Annotated in this window: 7 protein-coding genes; 1 reads left to right on the top strand and 6 read right to left on the bottom strand. The window is 69.2% G+C overall.

Translation table 11 applies throughout. From position 1 onward, the window contains the following. The 6 genes from VS93_RS09540 to VS93_RS09515 form a co-directional block, all read right to left on the bottom strand. Positions 1-1,277, bottom strand: a 1,277-nt coding sequence (locus VS93_RS09540) for a DEAD/DEAH box helicase (protein WP_046469601.1), incomplete at its 3' end; no start/stop codon positions are given. A gap of 286 nt (positions 1,278-1,563) precedes the next feature. Beyond that, positions 1,564-2,364 (bottom strand): enoyl-CoA hydratase/isomerase family protein, encoded by an 801-nt coding sequence (locus VS93_RS09535; RefSeq protein WP_046469618.1) that lies wholly within the window; start codon positions 2,362-2,364, stop codon positions 1,564-1,566. Between the two features lie 166 nt (positions 2,365-2,530). Beyond that, positions 2,531-2,737: a helix-turn-helix domain-containing protein gene (locus VS93_RS09530; RefSeq protein ID WP_046469617.1), complete on the bottom strand. Its 207-nt coding sequence runs from the start codon at positions 2,735-2,737 to the stop codon at positions 2,531-2,533. A 210-nt stretch (positions 2,738-2,947) separates the two neighbouring features. Next, the gene (locus VS93_RS09525) at positions 2,948-4,549 is read right to left on the bottom strand and encodes an ABC-F family ATP-binding cassette domain-containing protein (RefSeq protein WP_046469600.1); all 1,602 of its coding nucleotides are present in this window, start codon (positions 4,547-4,549) and stop codon (positions 2,948-2,950) included. A 189-nt stretch (positions 4,550-4,738) separates the two neighbouring features. Next, positions 4,739-6,055 (bottom strand): AI-2E family transporter, encoded by a 1,317-nt coding sequence (locus VS93_RS09520; protein ID WP_046469599.1) that lies wholly within the window; start codon positions 6,053-6,055, stop codon positions 4,739-4,741. 111 nt (positions 6,056-6,166) lie between these two features. Next, the gene (locus VS93_RS09515) at positions 6,167-6,574 is read right to left on the bottom strand and encodes a YccF domain-containing protein (RefSeq protein WP_046469598.1); all 408 of its coding nucleotides are present in this window, start codon (positions 6,572-6,574) and stop codon (positions 6,167-6,169) included. A gap of 580 nt (positions 6,575-7,154) precedes the next feature. On the opposite strand from VS93_RS09515, the gene VS93_RS09505 reads away from it, so the two are divergent. Continuing rightward, a complete protein-coding gene (locus tag VS93_RS09505) occupies positions 7,155-7,805 on the top strand; it encodes an MBL fold metallo-hydrolase (RefSeq protein WP_046469616.1) in 651 nt (216 codons plus the stop codon). The last annotated feature ends 140 nt before the right edge of the window (positions 7,806-7,945 follow it).

The raw sequence follows: 7,945 nt of genomic DNA, 5'->3' as shown, positions 1-7,945 counted from the left end.
CGGTCGCCGCGCGGGCGGCCGTAGCCGTTGCGCCGCTGGCGCGGACCGCCCCGGCCCCGCTTCGGGGACTCGGGCTCCGGCGGCTCCACCCAGGGCTCCCACGAGGGCTCGCGGGCGCCGGTCACCTGGGCCAGCATCTCGTCGCCGGGGTTCACCAGATGCTGCTTGGCGTCGACTCCGGCGTCGCCGAGCAGTCTGCGGGCCGTGCGGCGCTGGTTGGGCGCGACGAGCGAGACCACGCGGCCGGACTCGCCGGCGCGAGCGGTGCGACCGCCCCGGTGCAGGTAGTCCTTGTGGCCCGTGGGAAGGTCCACGTTGACCACCAGGTCGATGCCGTCCACGTGGATGCCGCGCGCCGCGACATCGGTGGCGACGAGCGTCTGGATCCGGCCCTCACGGAACTTGGCGAGGGTCTTGGTACGTACGCTCTGGGTCTTGCCGCCGTGCAGCGAGGCACAGGGGACACCGGCGTTGACCAGTTGCTCGCTGATGCTGTCGGCGCGGTGCTTGCTCCGGACGAACAGGAGGGTCCGGCCGTCGCGGGCCGCGATCTGGGTGACGATCTGGTTCTTGTCCCGCGGCAGCACCTTGAGCAGGTGGTGCTCCATCGTGGTGACGTGCGAGACCGGCGGGTCGACCGAGTGCGTTTCCGGGTCGTTCATGTAGCGGCGCACCAGCTTGTCCACGTCGCCGTCCAGAGTCGCGGAGAACAGGAGTGTCTGGCCGGTGGACTGGACCTGGTCGAGGAGCTCGCTGACCTGCGGCATGAAGCCCATGTCGCACATCTGGTCGGCTTCGTCGAGCACGGTGAGCGCAACGTCGTCGAGCTCGCAGGCGCCCTGCTCGATCAGGTCGCTGAGCCGCCCCGGCGTGGCGACGAGGACGTCGACGCCGCGCCGCAGTTCGTTGATCTGCCGGGTGTAGGAGCTGCCGCCGACGACGTCGCCGACACGGACGCCGAGGGTCCGGGCGTACGGCAGCAGGGCGTCGCGCACCTGGTGGGCGAGCTCGCGGGTGGGGACCAGCACCAGGCCGCGGGGGCGGCGCGGGTCGGCGCGGCGTTCACCGGTGCGCATCAGAAGGGGGAGGCCGAAGGCCAGGGTCTTGCCCGAACCGGTCCGGCCGCAGCCGAGCACGTCGCGGCCCGAGAGCGCGTCCGGGATCGTGGCGGCCTGAATCGGGAACGGGGTGGTCACACCGTTGCGCTCCAGCTGAGCGACGATCTGCTCGGGGAGGCCGAGGTCGGCGAAAAGCGGGCACGCAGCATTGTCCGTCAAGTGACGTAAACCTTCCTCATCGTTCGGCGGCGTTTCGAGGAAGGCTTCGAGGCCGCACGGGCCCGACGAAGAAATCACACAAACGCGCCGGATAAACGCGACACGGGGGACGACTGGGTTCACCCCGGCGCCGAGCGGCCCAGCACGCCGGATGCGCGCAGCACGAGTTGACCGCCGTGTGCAGCGTACTAGACCGCCACTCCGGGCGGGCACGCGGAAGCGGACGCCGCCGGGTGATCCCCGCCTCATTGAGCGGCGCGGGCGCCCGGTGACCAGCCCCGCCGCCTCAGCCCCGCATCGTCCGGGCAAGCGCGCTGAGGCGCCCGACCTGTGCCCGACGCTCCGCTTCCGCCTGCTCTTCGAGGGTGTTGTCCGGTGCCTGCAGGAGCAGTTCCTTGGTCGCTGCGGCGGCCTCGGCGGGGGTGCCGAGCAGTCCCGCCACGAGGTCGTCCACCGTCTCGTCGAGGGCGGACCCCTCGACCACGGCCTCGGCGAGCCGGAGTTCCCGGGCTTCCTCAGCGGAGACCGTACGCGCGGTCAGGCACAGTTCGATCGCGCGGCTCACCCCGACGATGTCCACCAGCGGCTTGGTGCCGGTGAGGTCGGGAACCAGCCCCAACGCGGGTTCTTTCATGCACAGCCGCGCGTCGTCGGCGAGGATGCGCAGGTCACAGGAGAGCGCCAGTTGGAACCCGGCCCCGATCGCGTGGCCGCGCACAGCCGCGATGGACACGATGCCGGGCCGGCGCAGCCACAGGAAGCCCTCCTGGTAGCCGGCGATGGTCTCGACCAGCGCCGCCTGATCCAGGGAGCCGTCGCCAAGAGTACTCAGGAGCGGCTTCTCACCCTCGGCCCCCTCCGGTGAGAACATGGCGAGGTCGATCCCGGACGAGAAAGACCCCCCTTCCCCCTTGACCACCACGATTCGGACAGAATCCGGCAGAGCGTGGCCGACATGGGCCAACGTCGTCCACGTACGCCCCGTCATGGCATTGCGACGCTCAGGGCGGGCCAGGGTGATCGTCGCGACCGCACCCGAGACCTCCAGGCGCACGCCCGCGGCCGACAGTCCGTCCTCCGTCGGCATCGTTGTGTTGGCCACGCTCACCTCCGCCTTCTCCCATGCCAGCGGAACCGGCACGGTCGACGTCATCCTGAACGGTCGCCAAGACTAGCCCGCCGGGGGCGCCGCTCCGCCACTCGGGCCCGGCGGTCCGGGGAACGCGCCCCGGCCCGCGTCGAAAGAGCTGAGGTCACGAACGGCGCGTCGCCCCGCCCCGGCCACGCAACGTTACCCCCGCCTCCGTGAGAAGGCGGTGCACGAACCCGTAGGAGCGTCCGGTGGAAGCGGCCAGGGATCGGATGCTCTCGCCGTCGTCATAACGTTTCTTCAGCTCATTGGCGAGTTCTGAACGCTCGGTTCCCGTCACACGGGTGCCCTTTCTCAGGGTCTCGGCCACGAGTCCCTCCTTGCTCTCGGTGATCGAAACGGCATCGTTGCCCATGATCAGCCATGACACCGCCACTGGCTACCCGCCGGAAGTCCTATGAGGACGCGTCGAAGGCATTCCCGTATTTAGGACAGGACAGAAAAGGGGCCGAAAGAAAAGGGCCGTCAACCTTGGCCGCCGCCACGCGTCTCCCTGTTTACCCGGGAGGAAGACAAAAGATCAGGCGAGGGCGATCAGGTCGGAGAACTGCTCCATATCCCAAATGTCCTCGACGCCGTCGGGCAGCAGGATGACCCGTTCCGGTTGCAGCGCCTCGACCGCCCCCTCATCGTGTGTGACGAGCACGATCGCCCCTTTGTAGTTGCGCAGCGCGCTGAGGATCTCCTCGCGACTGGCCGGGTCGAGGTTGTTGGTCGGTTCGTCCAGCAGTAGCACGTTCGCGCTGGAGACCACGAGAGCCGCGAGCGCCAGTCGGGTCTTCTCACCACCGGAGAGCACGCCCGCGGGCTTGTCGACGTCGTCCCCGGTGAACAGGAAGGAGCCGAGGGTGCGGCGGGCCTCCACCTCGGGAAGCTCGGGCGCGGCGCTCATCATGTTCTCCAGCACGGAGCGTTTGACATCGAGCGTCTCGTGCTCCTGTGCGTAGTACCCGAGCCGCAGGCCGTGCCCCGGCACGACTTCTCCAGTGTCGGGGGCCTCCTCCCCGGCCAGCAGCCGCAGCAGTGTCGTCTTCCCGGCACCGTTGAGGCCCAGGATGACCACCCTGCTGCCGCGGTCGATCGCCAGATCCACACCGGAGAAGATCTCCAGGGACCCGTAGGACTTCGACAGCCCTTTGGCCGCGAGAGGCGTGCGCCCGCTCGGCGCGGGGTCGGGGAAGCGCAGTTTGGCGACTCGCTCGACCTTCCGCTGCCCCTGCACGGAATCCAGGATCCGCTCGGCGCGGTTCTGCATCTGCTGGGCGGCCCTGGCCTTGGTCGCCTTGGCCCGAAACCGGTCCGCCTGCTTCTGCAGGGTCGCGGCCTGCTTCTCGGCGTTCGCCTGCTCCCGCTTGCGCCGGCGCTCGTCGGCCGCGCGCTGGGCCAGGTAGGCCTGCCAGCCCATGTTGTAGACGTCGATGACGCAGCGATTGGCGTCCAGGTAGAACACCTTGTTCACCACGTGCTCGACCAGCTCGACGTCATGGCTGATGACGATGAGCCCGCCCTGGTGGGACTTGAGGAAGTCGCGCAGCCAGACGATGGAGTCCCCGTCGAGGTGGTTGGTGGGCTCGTCCAGCAGCAGCGTGTCCGCCCCGCTGAACAGGATGCGCGCCAGCTCGATCCGGCGCCGCTGGCCGCCGGAGAGCGTGTGCAGGGGCTGGTCGAGGACACTCTCGGCAAGCCCCAGGCTGGAGGCGATCGAGGAGGCCTCGGCCTCGGCCGCGTACCCGCCGAGCACGTGCAGCCGCTCCTCCAGCCGTGCGTAGTTGCGTACCCCCTTGTCCCGCCTCCTGAGATCATCGCTGGCCATGTCCTTCTCGGCCGCGTGCATCCGGTGCAGGACGTCGTCGATGCCGCGGGCGGACAGCACCCGGTTGCGCGCGATCACCTCGAGGTCGCCGGTGCGGGGGTCCTGCGGCAGATAGCCGATGCTGCCCCCTGTGGTGACCGTCCCGGAGTCGGGGGCCCTTTCCCCCGCCAGCGCCTTGGTCAGCGTGGTCTTGCCCGCGCCGTTGCGGCCCACCAGTCCGATGCGGTCCCCATCGGCGACACGGAAGGACACGGGCTCCAGCAGCAACCGGGAGCCCACACGCAGTTCAAGGTCGGAGGCGATCAGCATGACGACGTCTTTCTCGAAGAGGGTGTGCGGCAGCGGGGTCGGGTGTCCCGGCTCAGCCCGGAGGTGAACGCATCAGCGGGCGAGCGGCAGGGCAGCGGGAATCAATCCGGGATTACACGCACCCGGCCCAGGGTAACCGGTACCGGAAATCCCCGCTTTTCCTTTTCCGTCGCCCGCTCCGGCCGCCGGCTACCTGCCGTCTCCGTCTCTCGCCCCCGTGTCCGTGCCGGCGGTCCTGTCCACCGCGGCCCGATCGGAGCGGGAGCCTGCGTTCTCGGGGCGCTCCCTGTCCGCGGGAGGCACCGGTGTCGCCGCCCCTTCCCGCTTCTCCGTAGAGGGGACCAGCGGACGGTTGCGCAGCAGCGCCGCCAGCACGGCCGCCACCGGTGTCGCCAGGAACATGCCGGGCACACCGCCGACGACGAATCCCATGGCGATGACCATCAGCACGATGGCCGACGGCAGCTCCAGCGCCTTGCCGTAGACGCGGGGCGCGAACACGTGGCTCTCTAGTTGCTGCACCACCAGCACCACGGCGACGACGACGAGCGCGACGACCAGTCCCTCGGTCACGAAGGCGACCAGGGCGGCCAGCAGCCCCGTCACGAACGCCCCGAGGACCGGAAGGAAGGCCCCGATGAAGGTCAGCACGATCAGCGGGATCGCGAGGTTGTAGTCGATCAGGAAGATCAGGAAGATGCCGATTCCCACCGCGTCGATGAGCCCGACCAGTGCGATACCGCGGACGTAGCGGCCCATGACCCCGTAGGCGATCTCGCCCGCGGCCAGCAGCGGGCGCCGCGACTTCACCGGGAACAGCGTACGGATCCACTCCACGAGCCTGTCGCCGGAGTGCACGAAGTACACCGTGAGCACCAGCACCAGGATGAGCCCGGTCAGCACCTCCAGTACCGCGGCCCCGGCGGCCCAGGCCCCGGTCACCAGCTGGTCGCGGTCCTCCGACATGAGCCTCTGCAGCTCTCCTCCGGCCTCGTCGACGACCTGGGTGAGCAACTGCGGATCCAGGCCCAGTCCGATGAACACCGCCTGCAGGGTCCCGACGGCCTCTCCGACGCTCTGGACCAGCCCTTCGAACCCCTGGATGGCGGGCTGCACGACCAACGTGATGACACCGCCCAGGACGGCGATCGCACCGAGTATGGTGATCAGCGTGGAGAGGCCGCGGCCCATCCCCCTGCGCCGCAGCCATTCGGCCGACGGCATGAGCAGCGCGGTGAGGAAGATCGCGAGGACGACCGGCAGGACGACCACCCTGATGTAGATGAGGCCCCACAGCAGGAGCCCCACCACCACGCCGACGACCAGCAGCCGCCAGCAGACGTCGCTCGCCTGGCGGAGCAGGTCGTTCGCTCCGGCTTCGTCCTCCCGCTCCTGGGGCGGCTCCGACCGTTCCGGCCGCGCGGAATCAGCGGGTTTCGCCCCGGAGCGGCGCGCGTTCTGCCACATATTCCCGAACGACCAGTACCACGGTCGTCTCACCTGCAACTTCGGCCCCTTATCCGTGCGCCGGGTAGCCCCGATGCCATCGACGTCTTCTTTACTTAGTTCCGGGCGGGTGCCCCCTGTATCGCACCGGCCGGCGGCAACGCGGCCCCCTCAGAACCGCCAGGGGTCCCGTGCACGGTCACTGTGCACGATCTCGTTGCCGAACGGAGCCAGGGCCACGGGGATCATCTTCAACGAGGCCCACGCCAGTGGGATACCGATGATGGTCACCGCGAGGCCGACGGCCGTCGCGATGTGCCCGATGGTCAGCCACCACCCGGCCACGATCACCCAGATCACGTTGAGCAGGGTGCTACCTCCACTCGCCCCTTGCCTGCGCGCCAGCTCGCGCCCGAAGGGCCACAGCGCGTAGTTGGCCATGCGGAACGACGCTATACCGAACGGGATGGTGATGACGAGGACGCAGCAGATGACCCCGGCCACCACGTAGCCGATCGCCAGCCACAGGCCCGCGACGATCAGCCAGATGACGTTCAGGATGAGTCGCAACAGTTCCACGGCGGTTCGCTTTCCTCTCTTCTCCGGGTCCGAAGGCCGGGTCGTACTCGCCCCGCCGACCCTCGGTTTCCCTCTCCACCTCTTCCTCCACGGCCTTCTACGACGAACCCGCACCAAGATCCGTTCCGTCTTCCTCCTACCCCTTAAAAGCGCGCACCCACCGACAGCGCGGCACCGGAACAAGAATCCCGCCCCCCTCGGTGTGGCGACTGGCCAAGAAGGGCAGACAAAGGTACGGGCGAAGCGTCTTCGGTGAGGATGGTGGCGGGTGGCACAGGAAGCACGGCGATCCCGGATGCCCCGGCGACCTCCCCCAGCCGCTTCGAGCACGGCGGACGCAACCGCGCCCGCCGACAACTCTCCCGCCTCTCCAGCACGCACGGCCGCCTCCGACTCGGTCGACTCCACCACGCTGGGCGAGCTGCTGCGCCGGGTCAGGCAACGCGCGGCCCCACGCGCCGAGGAGATGGTGTCGGATCACCTGGACCGCGGATAGTGTCGGCACCGTAGACGACCGGGCCTGGCGGTGCGGCGCCCGGTCGCGCATTCGCACCTGTCCGCCGAACCGAGGATCCCGACCGTGCGTTTCACCAAACTCGGACATGCCTGCGTGCGCCTGGAGCAGGACGGCGCGACCCTGGTCATCGATCCCGGGGGGTTCAGCGAGCACGACGCCGCGGTAGGGGCCCACGCAGTCGCTATTACCCACGAGCATCCCGACCATTTCGACATGGACCGGCTGCGCGCAGCGGTGAAGGCCCGGCCCGGCCTGGAGATCCACACCCATTCGGGGATCGCCGCCCAGCTCGACGAGCTCCGGGACCTCGGTGCGCGGGTACACGAGGTCGCCCAGGGCGACTCGGTGCGGATGGCCGGGTTCGACGTGGACGTCTACGGCGAGCGGCACGCGGTGATCCACCCCGATCTTCCGGTCGTCGGCAACGTGGGCTTCCGGGTGTCGGCACCGGGCGGGGCGGTCTTCCACCCCGGGGACGCCCTCACCGTCCCCGAGGATCCGGTCGACACTCTGCTGCTGCCGGTGCACGCTCCTTGGTCGAAGATCTCCGAGGTGATCGACTACGTGCGCGGAGTCCGTCCGCAGCGCGCGATCGCGGTGCACGACGGCCTGCTCAGCGAGAACGGGGCCGGCGTCTACGCCAAGAACTTCGGGGTGACCCTGCCCGACGTCGACTACGCCCGGCTACTTCCGGGCGAGGAGCGCGAGCTCTGACCCGCCTCCGGCGGAACGGGCGGCGGCCGGCGGAGCGGCACGCCGGAAGCTGGACCGGAATGTGATCCGGGCATCAGAGCGTTACCTCTAGGCAAGATCGGAAAAGAGTCATATGATGTTTCGGGCTCGGTCGTAGGAGC

The sequence above is a fragment of the Allosalinactinospora lopnorensis genome, assembly GCF_000981225.1.
Lineage (GTDB): Bacteria > Actinomycetota > Actinomycetes > Streptosporangiales > Streptosporangiaceae > Allosalinactinospora > Allosalinactinospora lopnorensis.
The sequence above is the reverse complement of the archived record's forward strand: the minus strand, read 5'-3'. Positions and strand labels throughout refer to the sequence as shown.